The 18,229-nt window shown below is 62.5% G+C and carries 15 protein-coding genes and 1 tRNA gene; 8 read left to right on the plus strand and 8 right to left on the minus strand.

The annotated features are described in order from the left end of the window. Positions 1-29 precede the first annotated feature (29 nt). Complete coding sequence (locus tag PAN08_RS02095; protein ID WP_269789901.1) at positions 30-1,061, plus strand: CDP-glycerol glycerophosphotransferase family protein; 1,032 nt, start codon at positions 30-32, stop codon at positions 1,059-1,061. A gap of 93 nt (positions 1,062-1,154) precedes the next feature. Here PAN08_RS02095 and PAN08_RS02100 read toward each other — a convergent pair whose 3' ends face one another. The 4 genes from PAN08_RS02100 to PAN08_RS02115 form a co-directional block, all read right to left on the minus strand. After that, entirely contained in the window at positions 1,155-2,657 is a 1,503-nt protein-coding gene (locus tag PAN08_RS02100) for a PH domain-containing protein (protein WP_269789902.1), read from the minus strand. Further along, positions 2,654-3,160 carry a PH domain-containing protein gene (locus tag PAN08_RS02105; protein WP_269789903.1) on the minus strand — a complete coding sequence of 169 codons (507 nt, stop codon included), beginning with the start codon at positions 3,158-3,160 and terminating at the stop codon, positions 2,654-2,656. Before PAN08_RS02105 ends, PAN08_RS02100 begins: the two co-directional genes overlap by 4 nt. Before the next feature lie 98 nt (positions 3,161-3,258). Beyond that, positions 3,259-4,386, minus strand: a complete 1,128-nt coding sequence (ribA, locus tag PAN08_RS02110; protein WP_269789904.1) for a GTP cyclohydrolase II RibA — start codon at positions 4,384-4,386, stop codon at positions 3,259-3,261. A gap of 72 nt (positions 4,387-4,458) precedes the next feature. Continuing rightward, positions 4,459-5,379 (minus strand): lauroyl acyltransferase, encoded by a 921-nt coding sequence (locus PAN08_RS02115; protein WP_269789905.1) that lies wholly within the window; start codon positions 5,377-5,379, stop codon positions 4,459-4,461. Positions 5,380-5,475: 96 nt separating this feature from the next. Between PAN08_RS02115 and dtd the strand changes: the two genes are divergently transcribed. The 3 genes from dtd to PAN08_RS02130 all read left to right on the plus strand — a co-directional run bounded on the left by dtd (position 5,476) and on the right by PAN08_RS02130 (position 8,106). Further along, positions 5,476-5,916, plus strand: a complete 441-nt coding sequence (gene dtd, locus PAN08_RS02120; RefSeq protein WP_269789906.1) for a D-aminoacyl-tRNA deacylase — start codon at positions 5,476-5,478, stop codon at positions 5,914-5,916. A 93-nt stretch (positions 5,917-6,009) separates the two neighbouring features. Continuing rightward, a complete protein-coding gene (rpoD, locus tag PAN08_RS02125; protein WP_269789907.1) occupies positions 6,010-7,857 on the plus strand; it encodes an RNA polymerase sigma factor RpoD in 1,848 nt (615 codons plus the stop codon). A 173-nt stretch (positions 7,858-8,030) separates the two neighbouring features. Next, positions 8,031-8,106: transfer RNA gene (locus PAN08_RS02130), tRNA-Ile, on the plus strand. A gap of 236 nt (positions 8,107-8,342) precedes the next feature. On the opposite strand, the gene PAN08_RS02135 is transcribed toward PAN08_RS02130, so the two are convergent. Continuing rightward, complete coding sequence (locus PAN08_RS02135) at positions 8,343-8,663, minus strand: hypothetical protein (protein WP_269789908.1); 321 nt, start codon at positions 8,661-8,663, stop codon at positions 8,343-8,345. Between the two features lie 290 nt (positions 8,664-8,953). Between PAN08_RS02135 and PAN08_RS02140 the strand changes: the two genes are divergently transcribed. From PAN08_RS02140 to PAN08_RS02150, 3 genes are all read left to right on the plus strand, one after another. Beyond that, positions 8,954-9,160 (plus strand): DUF3955 domain-containing protein, encoded by a 207-nt coding sequence (locus PAN08_RS02140; RefSeq protein ID WP_269789909.1) that lies wholly within the window; start codon positions 8,954-8,956, stop codon positions 9,158-9,160. Positions 9,161-9,476: 316 nt separating this feature from the next. After that, on the plus strand, positions 9,477-10,742 hold the full coding sequence (locus PAN08_RS02145) for a serine hydrolase domain-containing protein (RefSeq protein WP_269789910.1): 1,266 nt from the start codon (positions 9,477-9,479) through the stop codon (positions 10,740-10,742). Between the two features lie 156 nt (positions 10,743-10,898). Next, positions 10,899-13,280: a membrane-bound PQQ-dependent dehydrogenase, glucose/quinate/shikimate family gene (locus PAN08_RS02150; protein ID WP_269789911.1), complete on the plus strand. Its 2,382-nt coding sequence runs from the start codon at positions 10,899-10,901 to the stop codon at positions 13,278-13,280. Between the two features lie 45 nt (positions 13,281-13,325). Here the strand turns inward: PAN08_RS02150 and PAN08_RS02155 are convergent, their stop codons facing one another. After that, complete coding sequence (locus PAN08_RS02155) at positions 13,326-13,619, minus strand: hypothetical protein (RefSeq protein WP_269789912.1); 294 nt, start codon at positions 13,617-13,619, stop codon at positions 13,326-13,328. Between the two features lie 158 nt (positions 13,620-13,777). Further along, complete coding sequence (locus tag PAN08_RS02160; protein ID WP_269789913.1) at positions 13,778-14,620, minus strand: MnmC family methyltransferase; 843 nt, start codon at positions 14,618-14,620, stop codon at positions 13,778-13,780. Positions 14,621-14,860: 240 nt separating this feature from the next. On the opposite strand from PAN08_RS02160, the gene PAN08_RS02165 reads away from it, so the two are divergent. Next, complete coding sequence (locus PAN08_RS02165) at positions 14,861-16,360, plus strand: SulP family inorganic anion transporter (protein WP_269789914.1); 1,500 nt, start codon at positions 14,861-14,863, stop codon at positions 16,358-16,360. A 49-nt stretch (positions 16,361-16,409) separates the two neighbouring features. Here PAN08_RS02165 and PAN08_RS02170 read toward each other — a convergent pair whose 3' ends face one another. After that, on the minus strand, positions 16,410-18,158 hold the full coding sequence (locus PAN08_RS02170; RefSeq protein ID WP_269789915.1) for an acyl-CoA dehydrogenase family protein: 1,749 nt from the start codon (positions 18,156-18,158) through the stop codon (positions 16,410-16,412). Positions 18,159-18,229: the final 71 nt, after the last annotated feature.

Genomic DNA, 18,229 nt, shown 5'->3' on the forward strand with positions numbered 1-18,229 from the left:
CATATCCCGGTTATTCAGGAGTTTTCACCGTGCCACGCCACTATCTGCTGTACGGCTCCGAGCGCTATGCGCTGGCCATCCTCCGGCCGGTGCAGGCGGCGATCCGTGCACGCGGTGATGAGGCAGCATGGTTCTTCGACGGCCCCGGTGCGGAAGATCTGGCCGACGACGAGACGCTGCTGACGGTGCAGCAGGTGCGCGAATGGAATCCCTATGCGGTGATCACTTCGTCCAACGCGGTGCCGCATTTCTTCCCGGGCGTGAAGGTGGAAACCTTCCATGGCTTCGACGCCGGCAAGCCGCGTCATATCTACGTGCGGGGTTTCTTTGACCTGTACTGCACCACCGGCCCGCGCGATACGGCGGCCTTCTCCGAATTGTCCAAGGAACTCGGGCACTTCTCGGTGGTGGAAACCGGGTTCCCCAAGATCGACCCGTTCATGAGTCAACTGCATGACCAGCCAGAGCCGGTGCGCGCGCCGCCGGTGATCCTGTACCACTCCACGTTCTCGCCGTCGTGGAGTGCGGCCGGTGTCCTGCATGATGAGATCAAGCGTCTGTCGCAGACCGGCGAATGGCGCTGGATCGTCACCTTCCACCCGAAGATGGACCCGGAAGTGGTGGCCAAATACCGCGCGCTGGAAGGCCCTTACCTGCGTTTTGCCGATGACGACAACATCCTGGATCTGTTCCCGCAGGTGGACATGATGTGTTCGGACACTTCCTCGGCACTCAACGAATTTTTGCTGACCTATAAGCCGGTGGTGACGTTCAAGAACCGCCGTCCGGGCCCGCAGTTGCTGGACATCGATGACCCTGCCCAGTTCGAGGGAGCGATCCGCACCGCGCTGTCGCGTCCGCCGGCGTTGATGGCCGCAGTGCGTGAGTTTGCGGATCAGCTGCACCCGTACCGCGATGGCAAATCCAGTGATCGCATTCTGGATGCGATTGATGCCTTCGTCGCCAAGGGTGCGCGCAATCGTCGCTCCAAGCCGATGAACCTGTGGCGCAAGATCAAGCTGCGCAAGCGCATTGGTTATTGGGGCCCGGCGCGCACGTGAGGATGGCGGAGTGACCGGGCGCTCTGCCGCCCGGTTGGTTTTTCTGTCGCGTGTTTACGGCGTGCTGTGAAGGGAAAACGAAGCCTGTGGCCCTTACCAGCGCAACTTGCGTCGCGCCATCTCCCGGCCAAGCTGTTCCATCAACTCCCGCGCGCGCTGTTCTTCCAGAAAGCGCAGTTGCAACGCTGGCGCGCCAAGTGCGCCGGCCGTATCCAGTGTGAGCGTGGCGGTACCAAAGCGGCGGTCCAGGGGCGAGCGGTCAAGGCGTAGTGCCTGCAGCTTGTCCAGCTCGGCAATGCGCCACCAGCGGTTCCACCAGCCGCCGCGCACAGCCACGCGCTGTGCATCGATGTTGTAGGCCATGCGCGTGACTTGCCGGTGCGACTTGAACGCCGACCATGGCAACCACAGCAATGGCAGCAGGCCCCATGGGCCGGTTTCATAAGTAAGCAGGGTGGCCAATGCGCTGGTCACGACCAGCGCAGGCAGGCATAGCCGCCACCAACCGCGTGTGGATACCGCATGCCATTGCGACGGCGGCCATTGCAGCTGTGGCAGCAGATGTTGCAGCAGTCCATCACAGGTGGCAGGCGTTGCCAGTGGCGCCAGTTCCTTCAGCGCACGCCCTTGTTTTTCCTCGTTGCCGCCACCGCTGGCGATATCCACGCGCAGCTGGCGACGGCCGAACAAGCGATGCAGCGCGCCTTCGCGAAGGGTCCATGCCTGGATGCGACGACGCGCGACGCTGCTACGCAGCCGTGTGAGCAGGCCGCGTTCCACGGTCAAGCGTTGGTCGGCTTCGCTCAGTCGGAAGCCGTAGTACTGCATGATCGCCAAGCCGATCGACATCAACCACATCAAGAACAGGGCGGTGACCAGTAATGCGACACCGCTGGCGACCAGCGTGGTGGTGCCCAGATGCAGTTGGCTGGCATAGCCGACCGCCTGCTTGCCCTGCTGTTCGATGAAGTTTTCGGTGATGTCGCGCGGCAGCATTTGATAGAGCGCACCGATGGCAGCGGCAATCACCACCATGGCGCGGTTGGAGATCAACCCGAGTCGCACCAGTTCGGGTAGGCGCAAGACGAGCAATTCGTCGGTTGGCGGGGGCGTGCCGTCCGCGGTTTCGGTGACATCGCCGCGCTGGCGGATCAATTGCTCCAGCTCCAGCGCCTGCGTCAACTTGAGTACGCGCATCTGCGCTTCGGGCTTGTCGCCCGCTGCTGATTCCAGGCGCAGCTCGGCCACACCGAACATGCGGTGTAGCAGGTTCTGGTGAACGACCACGTTGTGGATGCGCGCGAAGGGTATTTCGCGGCGAGTGCGCTCGAAGACGCCGCTGCGGATGATCAGCCGGTCAGTGCCGATGCGGTAGCGGTAGGTCAGGTATTGCAGCAGCGCTGTGGCGACCAGCGCCACCACCACGATCAACGGCGCCCATTGGTAGAACAGGTTTTCTTCCCGTCGGCTGTTGCCGAAGAACAGCAATGCCACCAGCGGCAACAGCAGTTGTTGCACCTGTTGTTGCAGCACAAACAGCCACGACCATGGATGCAGCCGCTGTTCGTTGTCGGTAGAAACAAGGGGGCCGCTCACAGTGCGTCGTCGTGATCGAGCTGCTGGGCAAGCTGGTCGCGCAGGCGCTCGGCGTCGACGTAGTCCAAGCCGGAGATGGCGACGGTGTTCATGCGCGTGCCGGCCGTATGCACGATGAGCGTGGCCAGGCCTGCCATGCGTTGCAGTGGGCCACGCTGCAGATCCAGATGCTGCACGCGCGAGACCGGCACCCGGCTTTCGCTTTGCCACATATGGCCGCGGCGAACGCCCAGCGCCTGGCTGTCCAATTGCCAGAACGTGAGCTGGTGCCGGCGCCGGCCCATCCATGCGCCCAGCAACAAACCGATTGCCGCGCCTGCCACCGCTGCCAGCAACCAGTGTGGATAGTGCAATGCGAACGCGAGTACGCCGCCAGCAGCGGCAAAGGGAAGGGCGGTCGCCAAGCCGGCGCCGAGGGCCGCAAGCCATGCGCCGCGTGGCGGCAATGACTGCCAGGAGGTGTCGGCGGCGATGGATTCGGGGAGTGCTGGGGGCTCAGTCATTCGCCGACGATAGCTTTAGTAAGGGAGTGAGTGAAGGGGAAGGCCAGGAAAGGGCACTTCCTTCGCTGCCCTTACTCCTTTTCAGCCACTCCTGAGCGTCACTGCGCCGCCATGATCAGCGCATCCACATCCAGGTGGTGGCCGGCACGCGCAACCTTGGTGCGCAGGTATTGCTCGTTCTCGGCAGTGATTTCGCCGGTTACCGGCACACAGCCCATCACTTCGATGCCGGCATTGCGCAGCCGCTGCACCTTGGTGGGGTTGTTGGTCAGCAGTTGGATGCGCTCCACGCCCAAGGCGCGCAGCATCGCCACGGCGCTGCCGTAACGGCGCTCATCGGCACCGAAGCCGAGTAGGGCATCGGCGTCGATGGTGTCCAGGCCTTCGTGTTGATAGCCATAGGCGCGCATTTTGGCGGCGATGCCAGTGCCACGGCCTTCCTGGTCCAGATACAGCAGGATGCCGCCGCCCAGTTCCTTGAGCGTGTGCAGGCCGCGGCGCAACTGGTCGCCGCAGTCGCATTTCAATGAGCCGAACAGGTCGCCGGTCAGGCAAGACGAATGCACGCGCACCGGCACCGTGCCCTTCAGGTCCGGGTTGCCGACGATTACCGCCACTTGGTCGCGCTGGGCCACGCCGCCACGGAACACGGCGAACTCGCTCATGCCGACATCGCGCAGCGGCACCGGTGAACGGGTGACCAGTTCGTAATCCTGGCCGGCCTGGCGTGCGCCGTCGCGCAGGTCATCGAAAGTCAGTTGCAGGCAGCCATCGAACGGTGTGCTGCTGGCGCCCAATTCAACCGACACCATGGCCGGCAGCAGCAGGCCCAGTCGGGCTACTTCGACGCTGGCAGCGTCCATGTCGTTGCCGGCAATTGGGTTGTCTGCCGGCGCGACGGCATCGCGCAGGTAGGCCAGCGCAGGAAGTTCGGTGAAGGTTTGCCCGGCCAGCGGAATACGGATGCCCTGCTCACCGGTGATGCCCAGGGTCTGGGCGCGTGGCGCGGTGAGGTGCAGGTAATGCTGCTGCGCTGCCGCCCGGGCAAACGCCTCGAAGCCTGCTGGTGAACTGCTGTCCAGTGCGGTGGTTGCCACGCGACGCTCGCCATCGGCGATCACCACGGGCCGGCCAGCGCGCAGTTCGGCGGCGGCACGTTCGCAGCGAATGGCTGCGGTTTCGCTGAAAGCAGCGGGGGAAACGGGGGAGGGGGACTGGGCGCTCATCGCTGTCCTTATGGGGGTCGCCGGCCGGGGATTCAATCAACAGGCTGACGACGCTGTGTTGCGGTAGGTGCGTCAGTGCGGATGTTTGGCTGTGGCGTAGGGATCATGCTCGCCGCTGCTGGGCGGGCGCAGGGTGAAGCGCTTGTAGGTCCACTGGTATTGCGCGGGGTCGCGCCGGGCGATGGCTTCGATGCCTGCGCTGAGTGCGCTGGCCGCAACCAGCGGGTCGGGATCGGCGATCTGCGGCGACGCCGGTTCCACGTGCAAAGCAAACGCCAGGTCCGGCCCAATGCGTTCACACCAGGCGTGCAGAACGGTGGCACCGGTGCGCTCGGCCAAGCGGTTGACCAGCGTCATGGTCAGCGCCTGCACACCAAAGAACGGCACAAAGACGCCGTCGCCATTCTTGGGCTGCTGGTCGGGCAGAATACCGGTAGCACCGCCGTCCTTGAGTACCTTGAACAGTTGCCGCACCGCCGGGCCTTCTGCACGCACCTGGCGCACATTGTCACCGCCACGCACCAGTTGCAGGAATTCGTCGCCGACCGGGTTCTCCGGTGGCGCATAGACGATGGCAACCGGCCCGCGTGAGGCCAGCCACTGGTTCAACAACTCCCAGTTGCCGTAATGCGGGGCCACCACGATCACGCCCTTGCCTGAGGCCAGAGCTGCGTCATAGATGTCCTGGCCGTGCCGTTCACGCAGGTGGCGGGTGAGATTGGTGGCCGGGTCATGGGTCCATAAATACAGCGTTTCCAACGCCTGGCGGGCGGTGGTGCGCAGCACCTCACGATGCAGGCGGGCGCGCTCGGTCGGGGCCAGTTCCGGGTAGGTCAGCTCCAGATTGCGGCGGGTAACCCGGCTCTCGCGGGCGTCAATCTGTACCCACAGCCAGGCCACGGTGTCTGCCAGTGACCGCTGCCAGGACCAGGGCAGGTGGGTCAGTGCGGAAGCGAGGCGGTAGTACAGCTTGGCGATGGATTGCGGTTTCATCGGCACAAGTCTAGGGCGTGCGGTTGCTTTGCGCGTAGCCCGATGGTCCTGCCTGAGCCCGGTGCTAAGGTGCCCGATTATCCCCAAGGAGCCCCCATGCTTTCTCTGATCCAGCGCGTTACCCAGGCCTCCGTCAGCGTTGATGACGAGGTGGTCGGCCAGATCGGGCAGGGCCTGCTGGCGCTGGTGGGAGTAGAGCCGGGTGACGACGAAGCAACCTTGGCACGCATGGCGGACAGGCTGCTCGGCTATCGGGTTTTCGCCGACGATGCCGGCAAGATGAACCGTTCCCTGCGCGATACCGGTGGCGGTCTGCTGCTGGTAAGCCAATTCACCCTGGCCGCCGACACCCGTTCTGGCATGCGCCCGAGCTTCACCAGCGCCGCACCGCCCGTCGAGGCTGAACGGCTTTTCAACCGTTTGGTAGACATTTGTCGCGAAAAACACGCCGCAGGGGTGGAGATAGGGCGGTTTGGCGCCCATATGGTAGTCAGCCTGGTTAATGACGGGCCCGTGACCTTCCTGCTCAGACCCTGACGCGCCGTGAAACCACCGCCCGGCAAGCGTTACCCTGCGCTGGTATAATGCTAGGTTCCCTATCTTCACAATCGCCGGTGGCGCGAGCACTACATGGCCAACGAACGTCCTGCCCAGCAAAACGACATCAAGCTTCTGATCAGCAAGGGCCTGGAACAGGGCTACCTGACCTATGCCGAAGTCAACGATCACCTCCCTGACGACATGGTCGACCCGGAGCAGATCGAAGACATCATCGGCCTGATCACCGGTATGGGCATTGATGTCCATGAGGTTGCCCCCGACGCCGACACGCTGATGCTCAGCGACGGCAACACCGGCAACCGCGAAGTCGATGACACCGCGGCCGAAGAAGCCGCAGCCGCGCTGACCGCGCTGGATACCGAAGGTGGCCGCACCACCGACCCGGTGCGCATGTACATGCGCGAAATGGGTACGGTTGAGCTGCTGACCCGCGAAGGCGAAATCGCCATCGCCAAGCGTATCGAAGAAGGCCTTGGCCAGGTGCAGGCTGCACTCGGCACCTTCCCGCTTGCCGTGGAATCGGTGCTGGCTGATTACGAAACCCACAAGGAAGGCAAGAAGCGCCTGGCTGAAGTAATCGTTGGCTTCAACGATCTGGTCGAGGAAGTCCCGGCTCCGGCCGTGGCTGAAGACACCAGCGAAGAAGCCGAAGAAGGCGCCGAAGACGAAGCCGATGGCGACGAAGCGGAAGAAGAAGCCGGCCCGACGGGTCCGGACCCGCTGGAAGTCGCGCGTCGCATGGAGCTGCTGGCCAGCGACATGGCCAAGTTCAAGAAGGCCCACGCCAAGGGTGATACCAAGGCGATGACCAAGCTGCGCGAAGAGCTGTCGGCCACCTTCATCACCTTGAAGCTGCCGCTGCCGCTGACCGACGTGCTGGTTCGCCTGCTGCGCGACACCATGGGCAAGGTCAAGGCCCAGGAACGCCGCGTACTGCATCTGGCGACCATCACCGCACGCATGCCGCGTAAGGACTTCATCCGCTCGTGGGAAGGCAACCAGACCAACCTGGAGTGGGTGGAAGACGCGATCAAGCGCAAGCAGAAGTGGTCTTCGGCGCTGCGTGACGTCAAGGATCAGATTGTTGCCGAACAGCAGGCCACCATCGATCTGGAAAAGCACTCCCAGCTGTCGCTGGACGAGCTGAAGGAAATCAGCCGTGTGATGGCCTATGGCGAAGCCAAGGCGCGCAAGGCCAAGAAGGAAATGGTCGAGGCCAACCTGCGCCTGGTCATCTCCATTGCCAAGAAGTACACCAACCGCGGCCTGCAGTTCCTGGACCTGATCCAGGAAGGCAACATCGGCCTGATGAAGGCCGTGGACAAGTTTGAATACCGTCGCGGCTACAAGTTCTCCACGTATGCGACCTGGTGGATCCGCCAGGCCATCACCCGTTCGATCGCCGACCAGGCGCGCACCATCCGTATTCCGGTGCACATGATCGAAACGATCAACAAGTTGAACCGCATTTCCCGCCAGATGCTCCAGCAGTACGGCCGCGAGGCTACGCCGGAGGAGCTGGCCAAGGAAATGGACATGCCGGAAGACAAGATCCGCAAGGTGATGAAAATCGCCAAGGAGCCGATCTCGATGGAAACCCCGATCGGCGACGACGAGGATTCGCATCTGGGCGACTTCATCGAGGACACCAATGTGGAGTCCCCGATCGAGAACACGGTCAACATCAACTTGTCGGAAACCGTGCGTGACGTGCTGGCTGGCCTCACCCCGAGGGAAGCCAAGGTGCTGCGCATGCGCTTCGGCATCGACATGAACACCGATCACACGCTGGAAGAAGTGGGCAAGCAGTTCGACGTGACCCGCGAGCGTATCCGCCAGATCGAAGCCAAGGCGCTGCGTAAGCTGCGCCACCCGAGCCGCTCTGAGCAGTTGCGCAGCTTCCTCGACATCGACTGATCGTAGAAATCGTTGAGTTGTAGAAGTTGAAATGAGAAACCCCGCTTCGGCGGGGTTTTTCTTTATGCGACAGGTGGTGGGTTTGGAGTGGCCCGACATGTGCCGGATGCCTTGATCAGGCCACGGGAAAGTAGTCGGCTACGCCGCGCTCCACTACACTGTGCCGTCTCTACGGGCCTATAGCTCAACGGTTAGAGCAGAGGACTCATAATCCTTTGGTTCCAGGTTCGAATCCTGGTGGGCCCACCAAGAAGATCAATGCTTTGCAGCGTTCGCTGCCACTAGGTCGAGGGCCTCTGGATTCGCTGGTGCCTGTTTGGTGCCCATTCCGAAAAGGCATGCTGCCGTTACATTGATTTATCCAGATGATTTTCTTGCTGGACCAAACCTTCGCGTCTCTTCGAGGCACGAACATGCGGGCGAAGGTGCCCCACATCGCTGTTCCACCGCGCTGCCCATGTAAGTGGGCGGCTACGCGACCGATGTCAATTGCCCAGCCTTAGATCAGAGCCATCGATCTGGAATTCATCAAAGATTTCCAGCTTCTTTAGGATGGCGGGCAATACCTGATGAATTGTCCGCATGCCAACCAGCAATTCATTCATATATGCGTCTGGATGGATGCGTGATCCATTGAAGCCGAGGCTCTCAGCTTCAGCGTCGTGTCCCAGTTGATCGTGGGATGCATGCACCATTTTCATCAGCTCGGTGCGAAGGGGCGGGCTGCGCGAAAAGCCCTTTCTTTCACCGCTTCCAACCAGCGTGAGTAGTCCTGCTGCACGCGTGTCGTTGAAGTGTTGATTCAATATTTAGTGACTAGAAATGTGTATTGACTAAATATTCTAGACCGGCCGCCGGTGAGGTAGGCCCGCGACTGAATGGGAGGCTATGACGCGCGTGGCAACCTGTGGCCAATCGCTAGCCGCGGCGGCTTTGGCTTGATCGAACCCATGGACTTTTGGCAAGCCGTAAGCTCGTAAACCTCACTTCCGCTTCACGCAGGTGCCATTCGTGGCACACAGGGGCACTTCAGCATTGGGGTACGGGCTGGCGAGTGGCTGGTCCTCTTATCGAACTCACAATGCGGGAGATCAACATGGTCAAGGTTGGTGTTTTTTTGGTGGTCTTGGGATTCATCGCGCTCATCACCTTCCGGCTGGTGGGCTCTTCAATCGATGCCGATGGATTCCTGCATGAGCCATTCGCGCTGCTCCCGATTGGTTTTCTGTTGGTGGTTGTCGGTTGCGTTACCGCGTTGATCGGATGGATCAAGCGCAGGGTCCAATCGCGTTCTCGTGACTAGTTGACTGGCGGGCACGGGAGCAGGCCGAGCGCATGCTTCCGCCGTCGCCTACCGACTTGGAAAAACGCACAGCACAGCGCCAATGAGCCTCAACTATCCGCCTGACCGTGTCGAAAGGTGCCGGCAGCAGAGTCGTCGTTTGAAATGCCGAACACGGTGGCCGCATACTCCTTCAGCTCCGGGCTCAACGCTGGTGCGCAACAGGAGGCACCGGCTTTCCCTGCAGTGTCTGCAACAACACGCATGAAACGCCCGTTCTGGCCCGCGTGCCGGAACGACAACGCAAGCAGACTGCTCCATCAGGGAGGCAGCGGGAATGCCGATTCACCCAGTTCCAAGTCGTCGTCGTTTCATGGCCCATGCCGCTGCGCTCGGCGCGCTGGCGGTGCTGCCTCCGACGGAGGTGTTGGCGGCTTCTTGTGCGGGTAGCGCTGAGCGCTCGTGGATTCCCAGCGATACGTTTCTCGCCGAGTTGCCAAGGATCATGCAGGCCTTCGCGGTTCCCGGCGTTGGCATTGCGGTGGTCGAGGATGGTGTGGTTGCCTGGAGCCGTGGTTTCGGCATGGCCAACGCAGTGACTGCAACGCCGGTTGATGCACGCACCGTGTTCGAGGATGCGTCACTCAGCAAGCCGGTGTTCGCCTATCTGGTGATGCAGTTGGTGGATCAGGGTGTAATCGACCTGGATCGTCCGCTGGTCGAGTATCGACGCCCTGATTATCTAGGCGATCATCCATGGATTGCGTCGATCACCGCGCGGGATGTGTTGCGTCATAGCACCGGGTTGCCGGGCTGGCGCACGTCACCGGCGACGGAAAAACTGGTGCCGATGGTCAAGCCGGGGACGCGCATCGATTATTCCGGTGAGGCGTTCTTCTGGTTGCAGCTGGTAGTTGAAACGCTCACCGGGCAGAGTCTGGACGACGCCATGCGCACGCATCTGTTCGCGCCGGCCAACATGAAGGACAGCAGTTACGCCTGGAACGCGGAGCTCGCAGTGCGCTCTGTCCATGGCCATCCCGCGCACGACCGGACGGATCCAGAAAAACCGCGACAGGTGATCCGCGAACAATGGAGTGCCGCCCAGCAAGTCGCCGATCGCTGGGGCAAGCCGCTGTCTGCGTGGAAATACGAGGATGCCGAGCGCGCGTTGCCCGACGTTATGGCGCTTGCGCCGCCTGGGTTGGTGACATGGCCAGGTGACATCCTGGCCAATGCGGCGGCAAGCCTGCGCACGACGGTGCAGGATTACGCGACCTTCCTGACGTTGATGATGGCGCGTAAACCGCGCGCCCCGTGGGAAGTCTCTGAAGCCACGCGATTGGCCATGTTGACGCCGCAGATCAGTCTGCCCGGTCGATGGACGGAGAAGGGGCTGGGCTGGAATATGGAGCAGACCCGTGACGGCCCAGTGTTCTATCACTCGGGTAGCAACAGCGGCATCTTCAAGAATTTCGCGGTCGGTGATGCGCAGCGACGGCGCGGCATTGTGGTGTTGACCAACAGCGGTAGCGGCTCATTTGTGCATCAACGTGTCGTGCGTGCGTCAACCGGATACGACCTGCTTTCCTACGACCTCTAGCCGGCGCCGCCTGGCAGTGCCGTGGATGGGTGAAGATCCGTTGACGCCGTCGTGTTCCCGGTTTGGAGAAGATCCCCCAGATACGGCCGTTGCTTTGGCAGTGTGAGACGCCAAGGCGATGCGGATGATGGGTGTTTGATCGGGAAGGAGAGGGGCGTGAGAGTGCTGCGACGTCTTTTCGCGCTTGTACTGGGCCTGATGGGCGCTGGCCTGTTGGCCGGGGGCGTCTGGTTGCTGCTGCTGAAAGGCTCGCCCTACTACGTGCTGGCCGGAGCGGCGTATCTGTGGGCTGCGTGGCGTTTGTGGTGGGGCCGGGGTGGGGCGGGCATCGTGGCCGTTGTCGCGGTGTTGACCATTGTCTGGGCGCTGTGGGAAAGCGGGATGGATTACTGGGCGCTGTTCCCGCGTGTGATGGCACCGCTGGCATTGGCCGCCGTTGCTTTGTGGATTGCGCCTGCGGAGCAGACTGCATCGCCGGGTTGGCGCGGCAAAGTGGGGCAGTTGGGTGCGGCGGTGTTCGCGCTGTTGTTCTTTGCGGGCTTTGCGTTTGCATTCCGGCAGCACGGCGTGATCCAGCCTGCCAAAGACATCGCCTATCAGACACCGAAAGGCGACAACGCCGCTTCGGATTGGAGCGCGTATGGCCGAACGACCGAAGGTCTTCGCAATGCACCGTTTGATCAGATCAACCTGAAGAACGTCGCGCAGCTCACTCAGGCATGGATGTACCGCACCGGCGACAACGGCCCGGGCGTGGACCAGAACACGCCGCTACAGATCGGCGACACGGTGTATTCGTGTTCGCGAAACAACATCGTCAGTGCCTTGGATGCTGACACCGGCGCGTTGCGTTGGAAGCACGATCCGGAGGTGAGCGCGCCGTTCTGGCAACGCTGCCGTGGATTGGGCTTTTATCGCCTGCCGGCCGACGCAAAGGTGATTGCATCGGCCGATGCCGCCGACCTGGCCAACGGCGGCAGCACGCCGGTGCAGACGTGCGCCGAGCGCATCATCGAGACGACCGCCGATGCGCGTTTGATTGCCTTGGATGCAGATACCGGCCAGCCGTGCGGCGGCTTTGGGAATGGCGGCACGGTGCAGCTTTCGCAGGGAATGGGGCCAATCGACAAGGGCTTCTACTTCCAGACATCGGCACCGTTGGTGGCACGCGATCTGGTGGTGATCGGCGGATGGGTAGTGGACAACCAGCGCCGCGAGGAGCCGTCGGGCGTGATCCGTGCGTTCAGTGCGCGCACCGGTGAACTGGTGTGGGCATGGGACCTTGGCAACCCGGAAATCACGAAGCTGCCACCGGAAGGGCAAACCTATACGCGCGGCACGCCAAACATGTGGACGGCAGCGGCGTATGACGATGCGCTGGGCCTGGTGTATGCGCCGCTGGGCAATGCCACGCCGGACTATTTTGGCCAGGGGCGTCCGGCGGGCTCAGAGGCGTACAACTCCAGCCTGGTTGCGTTGGACATCAATACCGGGCGGCCGCGTTGGAAATTCCAGACCGTGCATCACGACATCTGGGATTACGATCTGCCGTCGCAACCGGCGCTGGTGGATTTTCCCGATGAGACTGGTCGCAATGTGGCAGCGGTGCTGCAGACCACCAAACGCGGGCAGATCTTCATGCTTGATCGCGCCACCGGCAGGCCGCTGTCGGACGTCGTGGAAAAGCCTGTGCCGCAGAATGGTGCGGTGCCGGAGGAAACGCTGTCACCCACACAGCCTTACTCCGTTGGCATGCCGTCCATTGGGGTGCAGGCGCTGGAAGAACGGCGGATGTGGGGCATGACCCTGTTCGATCAGCTGGCCTGTCGCATCGCGTTCCGCAAGATGCGCTACGACGGTGACTTCACCCCGCCGGGCCCGCAGATGGCAATTCAACATCCGGGCAACATCGGTGGCATGAACTGGGGCAGCGTGTCGGTGGATACGCAGAATCAACGCGTGTTCCTCAACGACATCCGTGTACCGAGCATCTTTCAGTTGATCCCGCGCGAGGCCTACGCGGCGTTCTCCAAAACGCATCCGCCGGTAAGCGACGGCCATGGTCCTTCGCCGCAAGCCGGCACGCCATATGGCGTTTACACGACGATCTGGCTCTCGCGGCTCGGTGTGCCCTGCGTGCAGCCCCCGTTCGGTACGCTCACTGCATTGGACCTGCGCACGCGGCGTATCGCCTGGCAGATACCGGCCGGCACCGCAGAACAATTGGGGCCTGCGGGAGTCACGCTAGGCCTGCCGATGAAGATGGGCATGCCGACGTATGGCGGAACGTTGAGCACGGATGCCGGTTTGGTGTTCTTTGCTGGTTTCCAGGATTACTACCTGCGTGCCTTCGATGCGCGTGACGGTCGCGAAGTGTGGAAAGCGCCGCTTCCGGTGGGCGCAAGCGCAACGCCAATGAGTTATGTGTCGCCGAAGAGTGGGCGGCAATACATCCTGGTGTCGGTCGGTGGTTCGGCTTACTCCCGCGATGTTGGCGATTACGTCATCGCATTCGCATTGCCGGAGAAAAAGGGGTGAATCGGCAACGATAGAGCAGGGTTGCGCTCCGTCGCGCGGCGCTGATCATTCGTCATCGATTTCCAGAACCGTGCCCAGATGCTCGGCCAATGTCTGCGCCGCTGCCAACACGCGGTGACGCGTGGAGTCGTCGGCGATTTCCACCCGGATCATGTGATTGCCCGGACCGGCGTTGTCGCTGAGGCCAGCTGAACTGCTGTCCTCATCATCCGCACCGGCATCCGGTTCCAGATCAGCCACGTCTTCGGCCCATTCCACGCCATCAAAGTCTTTGAGCAGATCAAGCATGGCTTGGGCTGCGTCATCATCGCCGGTCAGGCGGAGTTGAAGGGTTGCCATGGGGTATCTCCGTTTCAGAGCGCACAGTGTCGGAGCAAGCGCGTTAAGACGAAGCGTTGGTATGGGTGAACATGGTCACGGGGCGTGGAGAAACAGGTGCTCCACGGCTGATGAAAGACGGCGCGTTCATCGGCCTGGCGACCGGTACCAGCGGCATGTCAGCGGCGCGTGGCCAGTACACCGTCCAGCGCCAGCTCGGCCTTGAAGCCAGCTTTCTGCAGGCGCGTGGCGACCTCACGCGGTACGTCGCGGCCGCTGGTGAGTTTGTTGGGGCTGCCGGTGTAGTGGAACAGGCGCCCGCCGTTGCGCAGCACGCGTGCAAGCTGGTCGTAGAACACCTGCGAGTACAGTTCGCCGGCGATACCGAAACGCGGCGGGTCGTGCAGCACGGCATCCATCGAGGCGTCGGCGAGGTGTTCGATCTCCTGGGAGACGTCGCCCTGTTTCAAGTTCAGGCGGCCCTGTGCGTAGGTGGCCTCCGGGTCCGGCGACCAGGGATTGAGCGTGCGCAGCCACAGCACCTCCGTGCTCTTCTCGAATGAGTGCATGCCGGCGACGCCGTCGTCCAGGCAGCATGCGGCGAAGTAGCCCATGCCGCCGCAGGTATCGAGCACCTGTTTGCCGCGCGGTTCCACCAACGCTACTTTGCGGCGCGCATCGTCCATTGGCGAAACCTGCGCGCTGACCAGCATCTTGATGCCGTCAATTTCGAATGTCGGCACGCCCCAATCGGTGGGCACCAGCTTGTACAGGCCGCTGCCAAAGCGCGAGGCGGCGCTGAATTCGTCGCCATCCCAGTAATAGATCGTGCGGTCCTTGAGCTTTGCCGGCCACGGGTAATGCTGACCGCGCCATTGCCAACCGTCGTTGCTGAGGATGACGTTGTCCTCGCTGCGGCCCAGGTCGAACGAGGCGCTGGCGTGGCTGGCGCCTTTCTTCAGCGCGGCCTGCAGTTGGTCGAGCAGAGGGCGGGTGAGCAACGGGCCGGTGTAGTGGGGCATGCGGGGGACGAGGGCGAGACGGGGAGGGAATGCTACCGCAGGGTGGGTGGGAGGGCTGTTTCAACCGGAAGGGCGGCCTCGCCAGCGCTTGCTGTGTGTGATGCCCTTCATCTCGACAGCCCTCACCCAAGTGCAGGAGCAGAAAGCTGCCCCGGGCCCGCACTGCAGGCATAATTCGCGCCCTTTCCTTTGATTCCGCCGGTCCGTGCCAATCTCGGCAAGCGCTGGCGGCAGACGCGTATGTCCTTCCTGAACGCTGAACTGGCGCAGTGGCGCGCCAATCCCCTGCGCGAAATGCTGGCCGGTGCGGTGGCCACGTTCGCGCTGATCCCCGAGGTCATCGCCTTTTCGTTCGTGGCTGGCGTGGACCCGCAAGTAGGCCTGTTCGCCTCGTTCGTGCTGAGCATCGTGATTGCGGTGTTTGGTGGGAGGCCGGCGATGATCACCGCCGCTGCCGGTTCGGTGGCGCTGGTGGCGGCGCCTTTGATCAGCGCCCACGGTCTGCCCTATCTGTTCGCTGCCGGCCTGTTGGCGGGCGTGTTCCAGGTGCTGTTCGGGGTGCTGCGGTTGGGCGTGTTGATGCGTTTCGTGAGTAGCTCGGTGCGGACGGGCTTCGTCAATGCGTTGGCCATTTTGATCTTCTCCGCGCAGTTGCCACAGCTGCAGGGCGCCACTCCGGCCACCTGGATGATGCTCGGCCTGGGCTTGTTGCTGATCTATGGATTGCCGCGCCTGCCATTGCCGGGTGTGCGGGCGATTCCTTCCCCGTTGATCTGCATCGTGGTGCTGAGCCTGCTGGCGTCGTGGTTGAAACTGGACCTGCCCACGGTTGCCGATCTCGGCAAGTTGCCAGATTCCCTGCCGCATTGGATGGGTTTGCCGGCGCTGCCGTTTGATCTGGACACGTTGCGCATCATCGCGATGCCCGCGTTGGCCATTGCCATGGTTGGCTTGCTGGAGTCGATGATGACCGCGCGCGTGGTTGATGAACTTACCGACTCGCCCAGTTCCAAGAACCGCGAATGCACGGGCTTGGGCATGGCGAACATCGCTGCCGGATTGTTCGGTGGCATTGCCGGTTGCGGCATGATCGGGCAGACCGTGGGCAACGTGAAGTACGGCGGCCGGGGGCGCTTGTCCACGCTGTTTGCCGGTGTATTCCTGCTGGTGTTGATGGTGCTGCTGAAGCCGTGGGTGGCGCAGGTGCCGGTGATCGCGTTGGTGGCGATCATGGTGATGGTCAGCGTCTCCACGTTCGACTGGGGCAGCCTCGGTGCGCTGGTGCGGCACCCGCGTCTGTCTGGTGTGGTGATGTTGGCCACGGTGGCGGTGACGCTGGGTACGCACAATCTGGCTGCCGGTGTCGGTGTGGGCGTACTGCTGAGCGGCGTGTTCTTCGCGCTGAAGGTCGCGCAGCTGCTGCAGGTGCGGTCACATGAGGACGAGGATGGCAGCCTGCGCTACGCAGTGAGCGGGCAGGTGTTTTTTGCCTCGGCCGATGCGTTCATTGATGCGTTCGATCCGCGCGTGGCGGAAGGGCGCAAGGTAGTGATTGATCTGTCGCACGCGCAGCTGTGGGACATCACCGCCGTGGCCGCGTTGGAGAAAGTGGTGAGCCGTTATCGCCACCATGGCGTGAAACCGCGTGTGCTCGGGCTGGACCGGCACGGCCGCACATTGCTGCGGCGCGTGCTGCGTGAAGGTGAATTGGCCGTGGAGGATGCGCCGGCCGCGCGTTGAACGGCAGTGCCGTAGGAGCGACCTCGGCCGCTCCTACGGGTGTTGTCGGTTACATCACATCCCACGCATAACCGCCGCGCTCCAACACCGAGGCGGCGAGCGATTCGATGATTTCATCTTCATTGCGTTCCAAGCCGCGCACATTGCGGGCCATGCGCCGACGCGCCTGTCGGGCGAACAGACGCGCGATCTTGATCGCGTCATCTGCTGCAGGATGCTTGGCGTCCACCAGGCTGTTCACGCGTGACAGCACGCACAGCCCCACGAACAGATCGATGGCGATATCAGCCACGCGCTTCTGTGCATGCTGCTGATCGGCGATCTTCTTGCCGTGCGCGCGCAGCAGGCGGTCCGATGCCTTGGACAACTCCACCGAATACTTCTCGCACAGTCGCGCCAAAGGACGCAGGGACTCAGCCAGCGGTGCACGGATGCGGCCGGTGCCATAGCCGGTGGCTTCGCGTACGCGACGGCCAGCGTAATCGCTGAGCACGCCGAACCCCTTGATGGGCTCGTTGAAGATGCCGCCGACCGCGCTCTGCAGTTCGCTCAGCGTAGCGCCAACGCCCTTCAAGCCATTGAGTGCCACGTACAGGCGCAGGATCTCGTTGGTACCTTCGAAGATGGAGAGGATGCGTGTGTCGCGGGTCATCTGTTCGTATGGCAGCTCGCGCATGAAGCCGTTGCCGGCAGCGATCTGCAGTGACTCATAGCAACAGCGCTGCACCGCTTCGCTGGCGAACACCTTGCTCATCGCCGCTTCCACCGAGTAGTCGGTGCGGCCGCTGTCGATCAGGTGCGCCACCATCCACACCGTGCTTTCGGCGGCGAAACAGTCGGCGGTCATCTGTGCGATCTTCTCGCGCACCAAGCCAAACTCAGCAATCGGTTGGCCAAATTGCTTGCGTTCATTGGCCTGTGCGCAGGCCATGCGGATCAGCGAACGCATGCCGCCCACCGCGCCGCCGCCCAAGCCAGTGCGGCCGCTGTTGAGGATGTTCATCGCCACCTTGAAACCCTTGCCGACCGGGCCGAGCACATTGGCCGCGGGCACGCGCACGTCGTTGAACGCAACGGTAGTGGTGGATGAAGCGCGGATGCCCATTTTGTCTTCGTGCGGGCCGTGGCTCACGCCGTCCCATTTGGCTTCCACGATGAACGCGGTGACCTTGCCTTCGGGGGTGTCGGTGCGGGCGAACACCGTGTAGAAATCGGCAATGCCGCCGTTGGTGATCCAGATCTTCTCGCCGTTGAGCGTCCAGGTGCCGTCGTCGTTGCGCGTGGCCTTGGTGCGGATGGCAGCGGCATCGGAACCGGCACCGGATTCGGTAAGGCAGAACGCGGCGATCATTTCACCGCTGGCCAATGCCGGCAGATAGCGCTGCTTCTGCTCGTCGTTGCCGAACAGCAACAGGCCTTTCATGCCGATGGAGCTGTGCGCACCGACGGTGAGTGACACGGAACTGTCGTGGCTGCTGGTCTGGCCGAGCACACGTGCGTAAGCGCCGTTGGACAGCGCCATGCCACCGTACTCTTCGGGAATGATCAATCCGAACAAACCCATCTCGCGCAGCGCCTGGATGAATTCGGGTGGCTGCTCGGCATCTCGGTCGTACTGGCGCAGCTCGGCGGTCTTCTCGCCCAGGAACTGGTCGATGGCATCGGTCATGGCGCCGAGCATCTCGCGGTCACGCTCGCGGATCTGCGGGTAAGGAAACAGCGCATCTTCGGCGATATGGCCAAAGAACAGCTGTTTGGCGATGCTTTCGTCCAGGTTCTGCGATGCAACGTCGTTCACGGAACAGCTCCTTTCAATGCAGGGGATGACACGCCTGGGGGCCATCATCGCCCATGGGTATGAAAGGATCA

The organism is Stenotrophomonas sp. Iso1 (assembly GCF_027497995.1).
Lineage (GTDB): Bacteria > Pseudomonadota > Gammaproteobacteria > Xanthomonadales > Xanthomonadaceae > Stenotrophomonas.